We start from the raw sequence: 17,655 nt of genomic DNA on the forward strand, positions 1-17,655 counted from the left end.
AATCTAATACTTCCTCAAATTTACTTTGCCCATAAATGTTGCATTTGGATCCTTTGTATCTTTTAAGATCAAAAATTGCAGATAATCGCTCGGATTGACCGACAAATCAACTTGTTTCCAGTCGGCCGAAAAACTAGTACTGCCCAAATAATCGATCAGGGGTTTCGTATCTCTTAATACCCAGTCAATGTTACCATTACCATAATTATTGCCTGTCCCTTGGGTCGCCGACTTAGCGATTTTAAATGTATTGTCTGCGTTTTTTACAATATCAAAATCGTAGGATGCCGTGTAGGTTACACTATTATCGCCAAAACCGATATTTAATGTTGCCTTTGTGGCTGAGATAAACTGGAAGGTCATAGATTTGGTGGTCCACCCACCAAGCTCATCCAAAATTGCCATAAATAGTGATCTTTGCTTGCTGGAAATCGTGTTTTCTAATCCCCAGGTGTTTCGGATATCCCAGTCCAACGAACCAACATAGTCATTGCTCAATGCTGTTGTGGCGGAGTACCGGCTAGATTTATATTTTTCCGCCATGACGCGCTGAAATTCAATCTGCAATTGCGTTACATCGATGTTAAAATTCTGCATCATATAATCCCGTACAATCGCTTCTTTTTGTTTAAACTTGGGGTAAGCATCCTTTCCACTATCGTAAGCAAAATCGTCATAATACAATTGACCAGCGACGATTAAATGTGATAAGACTTCAGCAAAATCTTCTCCTATCGACTTTCTCGAATAAGGTGTAATGAAGCCCAATGATCTTGCTTTTGCCTGGTCATTCTCCTGTGCAGTCCAATTCGAATAATAATCACCTGCACAGATTTTTCCGAACTCAGCAGGGATAAATCTCATCTGATTTAAGATATGGGTAAATTCATGGTGAATAACCTGAAGGTTACCGGTTACAGAATTTGAATTCGCGATGTCAAAATTATTAACCCCATACAATGTGATCCGTCTACCTCCGTCTGCAGTTCCTCCTTTTACTGAACCATCCACATCGTAGTCACCTGATCCAAATAAAGCAAACTGTTTGGGTGTGTATGTTTTTATAAAGGGTACTCCCCCAATTTTCTTATAAACATCCAAAAAACCATTAATTACCACATCCATTTGTGGAATAACCTTGGATTCGTCTGCCGGTGCTATATTTTTATTGATATCATGCATATTTCGCTGATACCGATAGACTACTTCAATATTATAGGGATCGGTCAAATTCTTTGTAATCCATTCGTCAATAGTTCCTGGAACAAAGGTGTCGTAATTTTCAATTTTAGTATTCAGCTTCTCCTCTTTTACACAGGAATATAAACTGGCGAACAGACCGACTATTATACATGTTTTTGTTATCGTTTTCATAAAATTACCTTGGATTTTGTTCAACACCTGACAACTTCGCTTCTTGTGGGATCTGGAAAACACGTCTTGGATCCTCAGGCTTTAATTCGATATAAGACTCACTCTCATCGTTGGCAATAACAAGATGTCTTACTGTTATGCCTTTACGAATAATATCGAACCAACGTAAACCCATCGACATAAATCCAACTTGTTTAAATTGTAGAACCGTCTGAATAAGTGCTTCCTTATCATCTTGAACACCAAAAAATGCTTTGGATTTTGCAGCCGTTACAGCATGGTTTGTAGGATTGTAACCATCTATTCGATTGCTTGCCATTAAATTCATATCGGCAATACCAGCTGCATTATTTCCCAATTCCAAATAGGCCTCTGCTCGATTCATTAGTGCCTCATCTGTAATTAATACCGGGACCATAAGCATAGGAAATCCTGTATTTGCGGTTGCATTTGTTACGTACCAAAATTCCTTCCAGATATAAGTAGTATAGTGTGGAGCACCATAGGAGACACCGAAATTATAAAACTTCGCTCCTGCAGCCGTAGTACCATTATAAATCTTTTGAAACACATTGATACCCATAGCATAACGATTATTCCACCAGCGTTGATAACCACTGTAAGTTTCGTTAATCAGCAAGCTATAAGGTTGATCGGCTTTGGAAAAGACCGTATGCACCTCCTCGAAGGTCATTTTCTTGAATGTGGAATTATAGGGGATTAATTTTCCTGCAAAATTTCCTCCTGCAAAAATTTTGTTGGCATTGTCAACCACTTTTTGCCATTCGCCTGTAAACAAATAGAATCGAGATGCAAAGGCATGCGCAGCAGCTGGTGTAAAATGGTATTTTGGCACATTCCATTCTGCTGGATTCCCGTCTAAAAGTGCTAATCCCTCTTCCAGATCCTTCCGAATATTATCATAAACAGATTTCACCGTTCCACGATCATACTTCTTAATTACAACTGTCTCCGGTTCAGTAACATATGGAATACCAGGTGAAGTATTAGCCTCCGGATTTTTATAGTCGTAGACTTTTGCAAAGAAATTGACGAGCATAAAATGTGCATACGCCCTTGCAACTAGAGCCTCGCCTTTGAACGCTGCAATCTCTTTTCCGAAGTTATTCGTTTCAATTGCTGCCAAAGCATGGTTTGCAGCTGCAATTGCTGCGTAACAATTATTCCAGTAGCTATTGGGGCTGTCTGTATCATTGTTGTTGATGTCTTGCCAAAAATATAAGAAAGGAACTGGCTGGTATAGACCGCCTACCCCTTTATCTTCCACATTATCTGAATAGGTTTCGGCCATAGCAAGATAATTACCAAAAGGGTAAGCTGACGTAATCAGTCTTTTGACTTTATCAACCGTATTGATCTCGGCGCGCATATCTGGTTGCTGATCCAGATATTTGTTACAACTGCTGAGTAGCAGCGTAGAAGAAATGAATAAATATTTAAGATTTGTAAGTTTCATAATTTAGTCGTTTAAAATCCCAATTTTACAGATAGAGTTACTTGCTTCGGAACGGGTAAGGCTACCCCTCCATTGTTATAGAACTCAGGATCGACTCCATTTAATTTTTTATCGGAATAAATCAGCCAGAGGTTATTACCCACCAAATTTACTTGCGCAGTTCTAAATTTAATTTTACTGACAACAGATTTGGGAATATTATATCCCACGGAAATTTGCGATAAACGTAGATAATCACCTTTTGCTACACGTTCTGATGAATAATTGTAAGCATTATAAGAATAAACAGATGCCGTACGGTCACCAGCAGCATTCTGGACATCAAATTCTGCAGTTAGCCCATCGAGTGTAGAAGGAATTACTGTTAAATATTCGTCGCCTTTGTAAATAAAACGATTGATCAGTTCCCTTGATACATTATACATATCTAGATACACAGGAGAATAGTTAGGCTGTAGACGAACCATATTGCCCAAACCAAACTTCAACAAAAAGGAAAAACTAAAATTTTTATATTCCAATCGGTTGTAATAGCCTCCGGCAAGCGTCGGATCCACAGGTCCTTCATATTTAAGAAATTCCGTTTGATTGTCCTGAAACCAGAAATAAGTTTCACCAGGAGTACCATCCGTACCGATATAGGTCGGATAACCTCCATTGGCTGCCAATTTATCAAAGTCCAGAGAATACAAACCTCTATGGGGTTTGCCGACCATTGCTCCACCTTCGCCTGAAATCAGATCCCAGATATTGCGGGTTACATTTAATTTGGTAATTTTCGTTTTGTTAAAACCAAGTGTAAGCTGTGTACGCCAGGTAAAACCATTCGGGTCTTTAAATGGATATCCGCCAAGCTGAATATCAACCCCATGACCTTTCATATCAGCGTAGTTTGCTAATTTCTCAAATTGTCCACCAATCCCTGAAGTACGAATTGGCCCAATTAAATCAAATATATTACGCCTATAATAATCAAAATTCAGATCGATTCGATCGTTCAAAAATCCTAAATCTGTACCAATATTAAGTTCGTACATTTTCTCCCAGGTTAGCTCGGAATTTTCCAGGCCATTTATGCTAATCTTGCCTTCTTTTTCTCCGTCGTAAGGTCTATAAGTAATAGCATTATAGAAAACAGCCGAAGAATTAGAAGCATTCCCCATATTAGCAACCAGACCATAAGTTCCCCTTAACCTAGCGCGTGACAAGATCTTATTATCTCTATTAAAGAAATTCTCTTGATCGATATCCCATGCTCCAGATACGTTCCATGTAGGTAACCACCTTGCGACATTCGTACGGCCCATTTTATTGGCCCCGTCATAACGGGTTGTAAAGTTAAATGAGTATTTATCTTTATAATTATAAGCACCGCGCAATGCATAAGCGAGTTTACGGTCGTAGGTATAATTCATCGCAAATGGTGAATCGCCAGATTCAATCTGCTTTTTATAATACCTATAGGCAGGTAAAACCAGATTGCCATTTCCATATTCGATTCCCGGTCCATTAAAATCGTGGCTCTGCTTATCTGCATATTGGAGTTCATAGGTTCCAAACAAGTTCATGGTATGGTCATTCCACTTTTTGTTGAATTCCAAATTGTGCCGCATATAATAACTGATCATATTGTTATTGGCGACATTAAAAAATCCTCCATTGGGAAGAATAACATATTTATCGGTATTTGGAAAATCGGGGTCAGCGTAAAGAAAGCGATTTCCGCTATTGACAGTTTGGTCTTGGTTTGCCCGATAGGCTTTAGAAAGGTTGGCATTCTCAGTGATCATATGTTGCCTTTCGGAATTATAATAACGATACATTCCGGTTGCTGAATAGGTCAAGGAGGGCAAAATCTTATACGTTAAACCCGCCTGAACTTTAATATCCATCAATTTTAGTTTGATGTAATTGTTATCGAGTTCATTGAAGATATTAAATGGCGCATAATCTCGCGTAAAATACTCCAGATCACCATTTTCATCGTATGGTGTAATTATACGACTGGTATTGAGCGCATAGGAATATGGGTTAATGTCAAAATCCCGGGAATAACTACCATAAACTGCATCGGAGTTACGATTTAGAGTTCCAGGCGTACGTTGATCACGGATATTTCCCTGAAAAATAAACTCTGTACTCAATTTATCATTGATCTTATAGTTGTTACGAATATTCGCCGTAAAACGTTTTGCCTGATTGCCAAGCGTATAACCTGGATCATTCATAAAACTCGTTGAAGCATAGGTCTGTGCCTTTGCAGTTCCGGTACTCATACTTAACGAATGGTCATGTACAAAACTGTTTCTAAACAATAGGTCAAACCAATCTGTATTTACATTTGCATAACGTTGTAAGAAATTATAACGAGAAGGTGCATCATTTCTGAGTTTGAAAGAATCAGTGCTAGGGTCATACTCATACATAAGGTTATACATTTTGGTAAATACTCCTCCTGTTCCAGCTCTCGAAACCTGAGAGTGATTGAGATAACCTTTGTTTTCCATATCAATTACCAACTGCATCTGCTCAGCAGAATTCATGATATCGAATTGATTATAGTTGGGTTTAATATAGGTCGTAAAGTTTCCAGAATAATTAAAATGTACCTGCCCATCTGTATTTTTACCTTTTTTTGTATTCACGACGACCACTCCATTCATCGCAGCAGCACCATACATCGCAGTTGCGGCAGCATCTTTCAACACAGTAATCGATTCGATGTCGTCGGGGTTTAGCCCTGCTACAGAAGACCCTAATAATGTATTAGCATCTCCTGTAGATAATGCTTCGTTGGAGATATTGACGGCCTCATCCAGGATAACACCATCAATTACCCATAAGGGTTTATTATCCCCAGTTAATGAGGTTGCGCCCCGTACCCGAATTTTTGGTGCTGCACCAAATGTCCCAGATACGTTTTGAACAGAGACACCCGCTGCTTGGCCTTCCAGCATCCGGGAAACATCAGGAACCCCAGCTCGTTCGGCTTCTTTCGCATCAATTTTCGTGGATGCCCCCGTGAAAAACTTACGATCAAGATTCTGATATCCGGTCGCAACGACGTTGACTTCGTCTAATTTTAAATCATTAGCCGTCAGTGTAATATTTACGGTTGACTTACCGTCCATTGAGACTTCCCGGGTGCCAAATCCTACATACCGAACAACCAAAACAGCCGATGTAGAAGCATTGATTTTAAAATGGCCCAAGTCGTCAGTCTGTGTTGAAATAGAGGTTCCTTTTACGGTTACTGTTGCACCGCTCAACCCTTTTCCATCCTGACTCTTAACAGTTCCAGAGATACCCTGTTGCAGCGCATTTCGATCCGAACGACTGCCTTCCTCGCCATTAACTGAAATCGTATTTGCTATAATCTTATAGTCTATATGATTGTTGCGTAGGACAGAATTCAATGCTTCTTCTACTGAAGCATTTTTTAAGTTCACATTGACCCTCACCTTAGAATCAATATTCTCCCCATAAAATAATTGCAAATTGGATTGTTTGGAAATCGCATTCAATGCTTCTTCAATCCTTGCATTTTTCATCTTCAAAGTAACTTTCTGTGCAAGGCCATTGGCTTGAACTCCGGTCACAAAGGCGAAAAGAAGGCAGGTACTAATTTTCATAATACGTAAAGGTTTACAAAACCGTGGGTCATGAGGTATCAGTCGCCACGTTTTGCCAAATGGTAAGTTATTCATACATTTACTCTTTGTGGTTAATTGGGTTTACTTAATTCGCTTTAAAAATTTCTAGGCCTTTTGATCATTTCGGAACAGGGATGCTGCAACATTCCTGTTCTACTTTGCATGTAAGACCTTTAGGTTAGGTATTATTTCTCTTACATAAGCACTCCTTTTTATTTGTTTTCGACAATTAATTCTTTTCCTTGAAGCTCAAATTTCAAATCACAGACGTAAGTCAACATTTCCAAAACTTCGGACAGCTTAACATCGCGTTTAAAATTACCGTTATACACCTTATCCAGCGCCACATCTTTCTTAAATCGAACCTGAACATCGTACCATTTAGATAGTGTAGAGGCAATCTCTACAATCGTTTCTTTCTTAAAATAAAACTGATTATTATGCCAGGAAAGATCGTGATCTAAGTCTGCCTTCCCTTTGCTGAGAAGTTCACCTTTGAGATTCGCATACTCTCCGGGCTCAAGAACAATAATATTTCCTGAATGGCTAACTTGAACTCTTCCCGAGGATAATGTCGTACGGACATTACTACTATAAGCGTTAACATTGAAATGTGTCCCCAGCACCTTCACTTCGCTTCCTCTAGATTCCACAACAAAAGGACGCTTAGCTTCATGAGCGACCTCAAAGTAAGCCTCTCCCTCCAAAATGACACGACGCTCATTTTCTTTAAATTTTACAGGAAATTTAAGCTGAGAGTTGGCATTTACCCAAACCTGGGTGCCATCTTCTAAATTTAATTTATAAAAATTACCCTTAGGAACAACCAGCGTATTAAATTGTATTCGAGTCTCTGCTTTCGGATTATTCAGTTGATCAACACTGTCTTTATTCGTTAAGGCAACTATTTTCGGGTCAACAGCTTTGTTAGATTTCTCCAAAGGCATGATCGATCCATCCGCCAGGACGAGTAAAGCTCCAGATTTCGCCGGTGAAATATCCCCTTTTACAGGATGTACAATTGCTACTTTCTCTAAAACTTTACCTTTCTGCTGAAGGATATAAAAGAGCGATGTTCCCAGCAATATCACGAGAATGGCTGCCGCATGAAGAAGTGGTCTATAATTTCTCTTTGCTTTAGCGGAAACATGTTGAATTTTATGCCAAGCACCATCTTCATCCAAATTGTCCAAAAAGATAAGATCCTCCTCAATATTTTTTGCGTCTCGAAAGCTTTCAAGCAAATCATCGTTACTTTTGTCCGATTTCCGCCATTGCTCAATAGCATCCCGATCCGTCATGGTTTCTTGACCACGAAGCAACTTATTGATGAGTTTGGCTATGTAATTGGTATTAGCTTTCATATCTATAGGTTAGAAACCCTATAGATTCGTCAAGGGTGACAGGAAATTAAAATTATTTTAATAAAAAAATAATAAAGGGTAAAAATTCGGGGTGTAGCTTATCTAATAAAATCTTCATACCACGCTGTTTTTGCGTTTTCACTGTATTTACGCTGATCTGAAGTTTTTCAGTAATTTCAAGATTCGACAATCCTTCCAAATAACCCATCTTAAAAATTTTCTGACAAGCAACTGGCATTTCAGCAATAATTCGATAGACTTCATTGATCACTTCAGTATGAATCATAGAAAGCTCAACTGAATGCGCATCTTCCTCAATGAACTTTACTCGGGTCCAATACTTTTCCTTTACTTTTTCATGCCTTAAATGCTTCAGACAAGAAAACCGCACCGCAGTATATAAATAGTTCCGTACAAAAGTTTCGGATTCATCCATTCGTTGCTGCTCTCTAAAGAATGTAATAAATGCCTCTTGAACCAAATCTTCTGCAATAGCAGATTCTCCTACAAATTTCCATGCAAAATGACACAAGCTTTTATAATGCGTTCTAAATAACTTCTCTTCAGGGCCCATAATTCCAACGGGTATAACAAAATTGATTAGAAACAGTCCTTGGCGGCTGATTAACTACTCTAAAGATAGAATTTTTAAATTTTGTTTAACAAGATTTAACATTTTTATTACATAAAATATGAATATCATCGCGTAAAAATCATATTTCTCAATAAATTAGTGTTTTTTCATTCATTTTTTTAAGAATTTTTAACCTTGATTTTTCCCCCGAATTCAAAACAAAATCCCTGCTTTTATTATTTATAGAGAGAGAAAACCGTTAAAAACTAGCATTTTTTCGCTTTTTTTTACTATATTGTAAACTTTCAAAAAACCTTCATCGCCATATAAGCGTTGGCAACGATGAAATATAGAAGGTTCTTATTGACAAATAAAACAAACACTTCAATAAAAAATTAAAACAAAGACTAAATGCTATTTACTGTTCTGTCAGGACTAATATCATCGAGCCTTATTGTTCCATTTGGTCGATTCCTAAAAACCAAATGGGGTTTTATTCTCGCATTCTTACCGGTACTTCTATTTCTATACTTTGCTCAATATATTGTACCTATTGGTCAAGGCTCCTATTTCGTACAATCAACGTCGTGGGTGCCCTCCTTAGGCATCAATCTGGATTTTAAATTAGATGGACTGTCACTACTTTTTGCCTTATTGATTACTGGGATCGGCTCCTGTATATTCTTTTACGCGAATGCCTATCTCAAAGGTCATCGATATATCGATCGATTCTTTGGCTACCTCTGCCTTTTTATGTCGGCTATGCTGGGGCTTGTCCTATCGGACAACATGTTACTATTGTTTATCTTCTGGGAACTGACCTCGATCAGCTCATTTTTTCTCATTGGATTTAACAATGACAAAAATGATTCACGCAAAAGCGCACTGACTGCACTATCCATTACTGGGTTGGGTGGTTTTTTTCTACTGGCAGGTTTTATTTTGCTGGGTAATATTGCTGGTACTTACCATATTACAGCACTCATCGGCAAAGTATCAATCATTCAGCAACATCCACTCTTTCCCCTGGTCTTTGGCCTCGTAGCACTTGGAGCGATTACGAAATCAGCACAATTCCCTTTCCATTTTTGGTTACCTGGCGCCATGAAGGCGCCAACACCTGTGTCGGCCTACTTACATTCGGCAACTATGGTAAAGGCAGGAATCTACCTTTTGGCCCGTTTTTCACCGATACTTGGGGGCAACCCGATCTGGATGTATTCCCTCATGGCCATTGGTGGCCTCACGATGCTTTATGCCGCATTCCATTCGCTTTTCAGAACAGACCTCAAAGGAGTACTCGCTTATTCAACCATATCCGCCCTCGGTATTTTGGTTTTCTTATTGGGTCTCGGTACCAAGGATGCCATTATCGCTGCAAGTGTCTTTATACTCGTACATGCCCTATATAAAGCCGCATTATTCTTGATTACGGGGATTATAGACCATGAAACGGGAACGCGGGATCTGACAGTCTTGCGGGGGCTACGCAAGGTATTAATGCCTGTCGCTATCGCAGGTTTCCTAGCGGCACTTTCCAGTGCAGGTATTCCACTTACATTTGGATTTATTGGAAAGGATCTGATTTACGAGGCAACACTACATGCCACACCCGATTTATTTCTTTATTTGACCATCGCTGCAGTAGTAACAAATATACTCTTGGTCTCTGCTGGATTTATGGCCGGCATCAAACCTTTTATGGGTAAGCTACCCGAGCAATTTAATACAATCCACCTGCCCTATAAAGCCATGTGGATCCCACCTCTGCTTTTAGCGATATCAGGAGTTGTCTTTGGGTGCATCCCAGGACTTGTCGGCGAATGGATTGCTGGACCTACCGCAGCAAGTATACTCGCAAAACCCGAAACATTTCAGCTGAAAATCTGGCATGGATTTAATTTAATCCTGCTATTAAGCACTATTACAATTGCCGCTGGTACGTTACTTTATTTCACAAACAGGCCCAACGAGAAAAAATTGGCTTGGATTGCAAATTTCAATAAGATTTCTCCTGAATATATCATTCAATTATGTGCGCAGGAAATTGTTTTGTTCTCTACTTTCTTCACCAACAAAATGCACAACGGCTATTTGCGTTCGTATCTGTTGAAAATTATCTTATTTGCCGAATTATTGATCGCCTACCAGTTATACTTGGGCGGGCCACTCCATATTAAATGGGAAACCTTATCTCCAGTGAGTTTCTACGAAGTCACCACAGTCTGCATTTTGATCGGCGCCATTGTACTCACCATCCGCACCTCATCCCGTTTAACAGCCGTAGTAGCCACCAGTGTTGTAGGCTATGCCATATGTCTTATTTTCGTGTTTTACAGTGCCCCAGATCTAGCGATGACGCAATTCACCATTGATACACTCACGGTGGTACTCTTCGTATTAGTACTCTTTAAGCTCCCTTCTTTTCTGAATTTGGCCAACCGACGCACCATCATTCGCGACGCCGTGGTCGCTATCGTTTTTGGAATTTTGCTATCCATGGTCGCACTCCGTGTACTCCATGAACCAACAACAACCAATATCAGTGATTTCTATGGCGATTATGCTTATGTGCTTGCTAAAGGAAAAAATGTCGTCAATGTAATACTTGTGGATTTCAGAGGTTTTGACACCATGTTTGAAATTGTAGTATTGAGTATTGCTGCATTAGGGGTATATAGCTTACTAAAATTACGTTTAAAATCCTCTGATAAAGAATAATGATAGATAAAGGTTATGCACAAATGAGCTGATAACTCCTTGCTAAATAGTAACAAATGAACAGTACAATATTACAGACCGCTACGCGGTATTTATTACCGATACTCTTACTTTTCTCGGTGTTCCTTCTACTCAGGGGGCATTATTACCCCGGCGGAGGTTTCGTTGGCGGCTTAGTTGCTTCGATTGCCTTTGTGCTGCATAGTTTTGCCTTTGGCCCTCAAAATACCATGAAACTGATTCAGTACAAACCCTTGTCACTTATTCCCATAGGATTGGGGATTTCGGCCATAAGCATGTTCTTACCTACATTTTTTGGCTATCCCGTCATGACCGGGCTTTGGCTGGAAGAGAAAATTCCCGTTATCGGGATGATAGGAACCGCCTTATTTTTTGACCTTGGTGTATACTTTGTTGTCATCGGTGTCGTCCTGACGATTTTATTTACAATTGCTTTAACTACTGAAGAAGAATAATGGAACTGATACTCGTGTTATTGATCGGCATCCTTTATGCGGCCGGAATATACCTCATCTTGCGTCGAAGCATGGTGAAATTGTTGCTGGGGATTATGTTACTGGGCAATGGTACCAATATATTGATCTTCTTATTGGGAAACATTATTAAAGGTAAACCACCCATCATTGGCCCCGATCTGAAGGTATTCACCGATATTTATGCGGACCCGATTCCGCAAGCACTTATTTTAACGGCCATCGTGATCAGCTTTGGCCTAACCTCCTTTGCCATCGTTTTACTCAAGCGTGTATATGCATTGCTGGGTACAGATGATCTGGATGATTTGAACACGCCTGAGGAAGAAGATATATGATAGACAACCACATTATTGCCACGATCATCGTGCATTTATTTATTGCTATTGTCCAACTGATGTTGTGGCGCAAATCCACTGCACAACGTTTTCTGAGCGTTGGCGGAAGCTTGCTCGCACTCATTCTTGCCTTTAAACTGTTCTTCAAAGTTTATGATGATGGTATTTTGACCATGAATGCAGCCAATTGGAAAGCTCCTTTTGGGATCGTTTTTGTTGCCGATCTATTCAGCAGTACCCTTGTTCTCCTGACTTCTATAGCAGGTCTGGCGGTCTCCATCTTTTCCTGTGTCGGTGTGGGGCGTCAGCGCATCCTCTATGGCTATTTCCCGATCTTTCACTTCTTGATGATGGGACTTAACGGCGCCTTTCTGACAGGTGACATCTTCAACCTGTACGTATGGTTTGAAGTCATTATTATTTCGTCTTTTGTACTCATGACCTTGGGGGGTAGAAAATCCCAGTTGGAAGGAGCAGTAAAATATATGGCCATGAATATCCTGGCTTCCACATTTTTCCTAACCGGAATAGGTATACTTTATGGTATTTCAGGCTCGTTAAACATGGCCGACCTGGCCCTGCGTATTCCTAAAATACAAAATCAGGCTTTAGTAGAAATTACAGCAACATTTTTCCTGATCGGTTTTGGGATTAAATCCGCCGTATTTCCACTCTATTTTTGGTTACCGTCCTCTTACCATACGCCACCTTCGGCCGTAGCAGCGACATTTGGAGGCTTATTGACCAAGGTTGGGATTTACGCCTTGTTCAGGGTATTTTCCTTACTATTTATTCCCAATCATTTTACCAAAGAACTCCTTATCGTACTAGCCATATTGACAATTCTGACGGGCGCCTTTGGTGCATTGATCAAAACCAATATCCGGAGGTTGTTTTCCTATTTGATCGTTTGTCATATTGGTTTTATGATTGGCGGATTGGGCCTGTATAGCAAATGGGCTTTATTGGGCGCAGTATTCTATCTGATCCATGATATCATGGTCAAAACGAATTTATTCCTCATAGCCGGTGTTATACGGCAACTCCGCGGCACCATGGATATGACTAAACTGGGTGGACTTTATGCCCAATACCCAAAGATTTCATTACTTTTTGCCATTGTTCTTTTTTCACTGGTGGGCATCCCGCCTCTCTCGGGCTTCTGGCCTAAAATCTATCTATTCAAAGATGCCTTCCACTTAGAGAAGTATGCTTTCGCGGGAGCCCTGATTATTGGCAGCTTTATCACCTTGTTTGTCATCGCCAAAATGTGGGCGCAAGTATTCTGGAAAGATGCACCTGATCCGGAAATCATTGAGGACAAATTTGCGGGTATGATCGGCTATAAAAGAACAATGCTCATACTCCCTGTCATTATTTTAGCATCTGCGTCCCTGTATATCGGACTCAATGCCGAAGCGATTATCCATGTCGCGGATCAGATCGCTACACAATTATTGGACACATCACCTTACATAAACGCTGTATTAGGAGGGCAGAAATGATATGATAAAACAGTTTTTAATGAACCTCATGTTATCCTTTATCTGGGTCGCATTGACGGGATCGATGTATTACACCAACTTCCTTTTCGGCTTTATGCTGGGATTTGGCATCCTTTGGCTTATGAACAGGAATGAGGTGGATCAACGCTACTTTTATCGGGTCCCCAAAACATTGAGTTTTATTCTTTTTTTCCTGTGGGAAATGATTGTCGCCAATGTGCAGGTTGCCTACGACGTGATAACCCCCAAGTTTTTTATCAAACCTGCGATTGTCAAGTATCCCATGGATGCAAAAACCGATTTGGAAATTAACCTGCTTTCAACCTTTATCTCGTTGACACCTGGCACACTTATCCTCGACGTAAGTGAAGATAAAAAAACGCTCTTTATTCACGTCATGTACATGAAAAGCAAGGAACAGTTTGTTTCTACCCTTAAAAATAATGTTGAACGAAGACTTTTAGAACTCTTAAGATGACTTTAAATAGCTATTTTGATTATGTGATCCTTCCGATCTTGACTATCTCAGTCATACTGGCTTTTATTCGTCTGTATAAAGGTCCCCAGATATTTGATCGTGTTATTGCCCTAGATCTCATTATCACCATCGGAATTGGCATTATTACCGTTTATAGTATACGAACTTCGCAGGAAGTGTTTTTAGACATTGCCATGATCTTGGCGCTTATCGCATTTCTTGGTACGATCGCATTTTCATTTTATTTAGAAAAACAAAGCAAAGATGATTGATATTACTTTAGCCATTCTCAGTACCATCGGGGCATTGGCCATACTTTTTGCGTCTATTGGCATCTTGCGGATGCCCGATTTTTATTTACGTCTTTCGGTTACGGTAAAGGCGGCAACGCTGGGTGTGGGACTTTTACTTATCTGTGCGGCAATGACCTTCCCGGATGTCTCCGTAACGACCAAGGCTATAGCTATTGGATTTTTTCTTATCCTCACGGCTCCGGTTGCAGCACACATGATTGGCAGAGCTGCCTATATACAGCGGGTAAAAACATGGAAGGGAACCACCTTAAATGACCTTGAAAAGGAAGGTAAATTAGATTGTAGAAAAGAAGATTTTTAAGAAAAACCGTATGCGCTTTTTCCTAAAAATCTTCTTTTCTTATTCGAACTTCTTTTTTGGATTAGAAGATAATGCAAACTGGCGCTGGTACAGCAATTTCTTTTCCAGTATCTGTCAACAAACCCGTTTTAGCATCCCGGCTAAACAAAACAATGTTGTTGGTATATTGATTGGCGACCAAAAGATATTTCCCATCCGGAGAAAGGTTAAAATTACGCGGACCTTTACCTTTTACTGAAAGATTCGCTATTTTCTTCAATTCCCCATCCTTCTCTACCGAAAAAGTAGCTATCGTATTGGCATCGCCACGGTTGGTCGCATACAGGAATTTTCCATCAGCAGAGATCTTCATATCAGCACCGCCGTTACTTCCTTTAAAACCTTCGGGGTTGATATCAAAGGTACTTTGATACATCCATGCATCACCATCTTTCTTATACGATGCAATTTGGCCGGTCATTTCCAATACGACATACAGGAATTTCTCTTTCTTATCAAACACGATATGACGTGGTCCCCCTCCTGCTGGTGTAAAGATATTTTCTGATTCATCTGCAAGACTATAGGCATTTCCAGTTTTATTCACCGGATAAATAGAAATCTCATCCAAACCAAGATCTTGGACGTACAACTTATCCCCTTTATTGGAGAAAAAAGTAGAATGTACGTGTGGCTTTTCTTGGCGTACGGGATCTACCCCCTTGCCCTCATGTTGTATTAATCGTGCTCTTTTGCTTAAAACACCATTACTTTCTAAATCAAACAGCGCTGCAGAGCCGCCTGTATAATTTGCCACAGCGAGCAAGCTACCCTTAGGATGTACTTCAACAAAACAAGGCGACTCCCCTCCGGAAGGAAGTGAGTTTAGAAAAGTTAAATGACCGTCCTTAAAAGAATAGGCAGAAACAGTCCCCTCTTGATTTGGAACCTCATTAACAGCATAAATAAAGTTATTATTTCGCGCTAAAAAGGATGGATCTTTACTTTCTTGCGTGCTCGACAAGGTTGTTTCACCAGTTTTAACATCAAAATTATAAATATAGATGCCTTTGCTCGCGGTTTTGCTCGTATATGTGCCCACAAACATGGGAATCTGTTGCGCAAAACTAGCCAGAGGTAAAATTGTCATCAAATAAATAAATGCTTTTTTCATTGAAATTATTTTATAGATGTAGCTACTCATTTGTTGAATGAGACCGTTACATCAAGTTTGTTGCTAAATTATACGGGAACCCAATTAAATTTTCCCATTCATTCCTCCGTGTGAGGATCTAAACCCCCTCCATTTTACAGGCGTAAATATCGTCAATAGACTTGTTAAATTTGGTTAAAACCGTCCTTTCTAATAGGCAAATGCGTATTTTAGCACATCAATTTTAACAATTCTAAAATCACCCATTTAAAATATTGGGAATACAAAAATATTGTTAAATAAAAGTACGAATAATTCATATAATCTGATAATTTTGTGCTGTTGTTCAAAAAAGTATATATTGAACACAATTACTACGCATACTGCCGAAGGCAGCGTGAATGCTTGTGACAAAAAAATAAATGATGAACAAATAACCGAGTGAAACGAGTTCATTTATACAAATGAAGATCACTCATAAATATCATAAATAATTTATACGGATGAAAAAAAACATTTATATATTGTTTTTATTGCTGTTTGCATCAATTCAGGCCAGTCTTGCGCAACGTCAAGTTATTGATCGCGTTGTAGCAACGGTTGGATCGGGCATTATCTTACAGTCCGACGTGGATATGCAATATTCTCAATGGTTAGCGCAAGGGAATAAACCTAATGAAAATTTTAAATGCGGCGTACTTGAGCAGTTAATCATTCAGAAGCTGCTTTCCCAACAGGCAGTAATTGACTCTATAGATGTAACGGAAACCGAAGTTGACGATAACCTTAACTCCCGCCTACGTCATATGTCACAACAGGCAGGAGGGCAAGAACGTCTTGAAAAATTCCTCAACCGCTCTTTATTGCAATACAAAGAAGAAATGCGTTCAAGTGTTTTTGAGCAATTGAAAGCTAACAAAATGCAGCAAAACATTGTTCAAAAAGTAGACGTAACACCATTGGAAGTAAAGCGTTATTTTGAAGGATTAAATAAAGACAGTCTGCCTTACTTCAATACCGAGGTAGAAATTGGTGAGATTGTGATGATGCCCAAATTGACAGATGCAGAAAAAAAAGAGCAGCGAGATAAGATTGAAGGTATCCGCAAGCAGATTGTAGATGGATCGGACTTTGGTACAATGGCTCGTATATACTCGCAAGATCCCGGATCTGCTCCTTATGGAGGTGATTTAGGTTTCGGAACACGTGACAACTACGTAAAGGAATTCTCCGCGATGGCTTTTAAATTAAAACCGGGAGAAATTTCACCAATTGTAGAATCCAAATTTGGCTTTCATATCATTCAGGTGTTGGAAAGACGAGGCGAAGAGGTGCATACACGCCATATCCTCATGAAGATCAATCCTGGTGCGGCAGCGTTGGAACGAACCAAAAATAAATTGGACAGTATCTATAAACTGGTAGTTGACAAAAAAATGGACTTTTATCACGCTGCTACAAATTATTCAGATGCAGAGGAAAGTAAATTCAATGGGGGTATGATCCTAAATCAAGAAGGCTCAAGCCGCACAACCGTAATTCCTATGGATGGCTTGGAAAAATCAGTATTTACTGCAATTGATCCACTAAAACCAGGAGAATACTCCAAACCAGAGCAATTTACAGACAAAATGGGAGATGTTGGTTACCGTTTCAATTACTTGAAAACACGTATTCCGCCGCACAAAGCAAATTTGGACGAGGATTTCACCAAAATCAAAGAGGCTGCCAGACAAGATAAAATCAATCGCAATCTAAGTAAATGGTTCGATGATAAATCGAAAACAACATTTATCAATATCAGTGACGAGTTTGGTTCATGCGATGAATTGAAAAAATGGAAAAAACAATAAGTGTGCAACACTTATCCTATAAAAAAAGGGCTTGAATAGTATATATTCAAGCCCTTTTTTTATTTGGTAATCGTCCT

General features: G+C 39.5%; 14 protein-coding genes. 8 read left to right on the forward strand and 6 right to left on the reverse strand.

Going from position 1 to position 17,655, the window contains the following annotated elements:
- Positions 1 to 3 precede the first annotated feature (3 nt).
- The 5 genes from ACHWSC_RS07300 to ACHWSC_RS07320 all read right to left on the reverse strand — a co-directional run bounded on the left by ACHWSC_RS07300 (position 4) and on the right by ACHWSC_RS07320 (position 8,442).
- The gene (locus tag ACHWSC_RS07300; RefSeq protein ID WP_394676329.1) at positions 4 to 1,374 is read right to left on the reverse strand and encodes a substrate import-associated zinc metallohydrolase lipoprotein; all 1,371 of its coding nucleotides are present in this window, start codon (positions 1,372 to 1,374) and stop codon (positions 4 to 6) included.
- A gap of 4 nt (positions 1,375 to 1,378) precedes the next feature.
- The gene (locus ACHWSC_RS07305; protein ID WP_286802946.1) at positions 1,379 to 2,851 is read right to left on the reverse strand and encodes a RagB/SusD family nutrient uptake outer membrane protein; all 1,473 of its coding nucleotides are present in this window, start codon (positions 2,849 to 2,851) and stop codon (positions 1,379 to 1,381) included.
- Between the two features lie 11 nt (positions 2,852 to 2,862).
- Complete coding sequence (locus tag ACHWSC_RS07310; protein WP_172462405.1) at positions 2,863 to 6,483, reverse strand: SusC/RagA family TonB-linked outer membrane protein; 3,621 nt, start codon at positions 6,481 to 6,483, stop codon at positions 2,863 to 2,865.
- Positions 6,484 to 6,716: 233 nt separating this feature from the next.
- On the reverse strand, positions 6,717 to 7,868 hold the full coding sequence (locus ACHWSC_RS07315) for a FecR family protein (protein WP_112374927.1): 1,152 nt from the start codon (positions 7,866 to 7,868) through the stop codon (positions 6,717 to 6,719).
- Between the two features lie 52 nt (positions 7,869 to 7,920).
- Positions 7,921 to 8,442 carry an RNA polymerase sigma-70 factor gene (locus ACHWSC_RS07320; protein WP_112374928.1) on the reverse strand — a complete coding sequence of 174 codons (522 nt, stop codon included), beginning with the start codon at positions 8,440 to 8,442 and terminating at the stop codon, positions 7,921 to 7,923.
- Between the two features lie 411 nt (positions 8,443 to 8,853).
- On the opposite strand from ACHWSC_RS07320, the gene ACHWSC_RS07325 reads away from it, so the two are divergent.
- The 7 genes from ACHWSC_RS07325 to mnhG are packed head-to-tail and all read left to right on the forward strand — an operon-like array spanning position 8,854 to position 14,593.
- Entirely contained in the window at positions 8,854 to 11,163 is a 2,310-nt protein-coding gene (locus ACHWSC_RS07325; RefSeq protein ID WP_394676330.1) for a putative monovalent cation/H+ antiporter subunit A, read from the forward strand.
- 56 nt (positions 11,164 to 11,219) lie between these two features.
- Positions 11,220 to 11,639: a Na+/H+ antiporter subunit B gene (locus tag ACHWSC_RS07330; RefSeq protein ID WP_343320672.1), complete on the forward strand. Its 420-nt coding sequence runs from the start codon at positions 11,220 to 11,222 to the stop codon at positions 11,637 to 11,639.
- Positions 11,639 to 11,995, forward strand: a complete 357-nt coding sequence (locus ACHWSC_RS07335) for a Na+/H+ antiporter subunit C (protein ID WP_046671609.1) — start codon at positions 11,639 to 11,641, stop codon at positions 11,993 to 11,995. The genes ACHWSC_RS07330 and ACHWSC_RS07335 overlap by 1 nt, the downstream gene beginning before the upstream one ends.
- The gene (locus ACHWSC_RS07340) at positions 11,992 to 13,500 is read left to right on the forward strand and encodes a proton-conducting transporter membrane subunit (RefSeq protein WP_394676331.1); all 1,509 of its coding nucleotides are present in this window, start codon (positions 11,992 to 11,994) and stop codon (positions 13,498 to 13,500) included. The genes ACHWSC_RS07335 and ACHWSC_RS07340 overlap by 4 nt, the downstream gene beginning before the upstream one ends.
- A gap of 19 nt (positions 13,501 to 13,519) precedes the next feature.
- A complete protein-coding gene (locus ACHWSC_RS07345; protein WP_227550155.1) occupies positions 13,520 to 13,978 on the forward strand; it encodes a Na+/H+ antiporter subunit E in 459 nt (152 codons plus the stop codon).
- Entirely contained in the window at positions 13,975 to 14,250 is a 276-nt protein-coding gene (locus ACHWSC_RS07350; RefSeq protein WP_046671612.1) for a monovalent cation/H+ antiporter complex subunit F, read from the forward strand. Before ACHWSC_RS07345 ends, ACHWSC_RS07350 begins: the two co-directional genes overlap by 4 nt.
- Positions 14,243 to 14,593 (forward strand): monovalent cation/H(+) antiporter subunit G, encoded by a 351-nt coding sequence (mnhG, locus tag ACHWSC_RS07355; RefSeq protein ID WP_046671613.1) that lies wholly within the window; start codon positions 14,243 to 14,245, stop codon positions 14,591 to 14,593. The genes ACHWSC_RS07350 and mnhG overlap by 8 nt, the downstream gene beginning before the upstream one ends.
- A 61-nt stretch (positions 14,594 to 14,654) precedes the next feature.
- On the opposite strand, the gene ACHWSC_RS07360 is transcribed toward mnhG, so the two are convergent.
- Entirely contained in the window at positions 14,655 to 15,746 is a 1,092-nt protein-coding gene (locus tag ACHWSC_RS07360; RefSeq protein ID WP_394676332.1) for a lactonase family protein, read from the reverse strand.
- Between the two features lie 482 nt (positions 15,747 to 16,228).
- On the opposite strand from ACHWSC_RS07360, the gene ACHWSC_RS07365 reads away from it, so the two are divergent.
- Positions 16,229 to 17,578, forward strand: a complete 1,350-nt coding sequence (locus ACHWSC_RS07365) for a peptidylprolyl isomerase (protein WP_145329853.1) — start codon at positions 16,229 to 16,231, stop codon at positions 17,576 to 17,578.
- The last annotated feature ends 77 nt before the right edge of the window (positions 17,579 to 17,655 follow it).

It is taken from the genome of uncultured Sphingobacterium sp. (assembly GCF_964277905.1).
In the GTDB taxonomy this organism is placed as follows: domain Bacteria; phylum Bacteroidota; class Bacteroidia; order Sphingobacteriales; family Sphingobacteriaceae; genus Sphingobacterium; species Sphingobacterium siyangense.

Coding starts and splice junctions, on each gene's coding strand:
- ACHWSC_RS07300 (WP_394676329.1), bottom strand. CDS start 1,374: ATGAAAACGATAACAAAAACATGTATAATAGTCGGTCTGTTCGCCAGT.
- ACHWSC_RS07305 (WP_286802946.1), bottom strand. CDS start 2,851: ATGAAACTTACAAATCTTAAATATTTATTCATTTCTTCTACGCTGCTA.
- ACHWSC_RS07310 (WP_172462405.1), bottom strand. CDS start 6,483: ATGAAAATTAGTACCTGCCTTCTTTTCGCCTTTGTGACCGGAGTTCAA.
- ACHWSC_RS07315 (WP_112374927.1), bottom strand. CDS start 7,868: ATGAAAGCTAATACCAATTACATAGCCAAACTCATCAATAAGTTGCTT.
- ACHWSC_RS07320 (WP_112374928.1), bottom strand. CDS start 8,442: ATGGGCCCTGAAGAGAAGTTATTTAGAACGCATTATAAAAGCTTGTGT.
- ACHWSC_RS07325 (WP_394676330.1), top strand. CDS start 8,854: ATGCTATTTACTGTTCTGTCAGGACTAATATCATCGAGCCTTATTGTT.
- ACHWSC_RS07330 (WP_343320672.1), top strand. CDS start 11,220: ATGAACAGTACAATATTACAGACCGCTACGCGGTATTTATTACCGATA.
- ACHWSC_RS07335 (WP_046671609.1), top strand. CDS start 11,639: ATGGAACTGATACTCGTGTTATTGATCGGCATCCTTTATGCGGCCGGA.
- ACHWSC_RS07340 (WP_394676331.1), top strand. CDS start 11,992: ATGATAGACAACCACATTATTGCCACGATCATCGTGCATTTATTTATT.
- ACHWSC_RS07345 (WP_227550155.1), top strand. CDS start 13,520: ATGAACCTCATGTTATCCTTTATCTGGGTCGCATTGACGGGATCGATG.
- ACHWSC_RS07350 (WP_046671612.1), top strand. CDS start 13,975: ATGACTTTAAATAGCTATTTTGATTATGTGATCCTTCCGATCTTGACT.
- mnhG (WP_046671613.1), top strand. CDS start 14,243: ATGATTGATATTACTTTAGCCATTCTCAGTACCATCGGGGCATTGGCC.
- ACHWSC_RS07360 (WP_394676332.1), bottom strand. CDS start 15,746: ATGAAAAAAGCATTTATTTATTTGATGACAATTTTACCTCTGGCTAGT.
- ACHWSC_RS07365 (WP_145329853.1), top strand. CDS start 16,229: ATGAAAAAAAACATTTATATATTGTTTTTATTGCTGTTTGCATCAATT.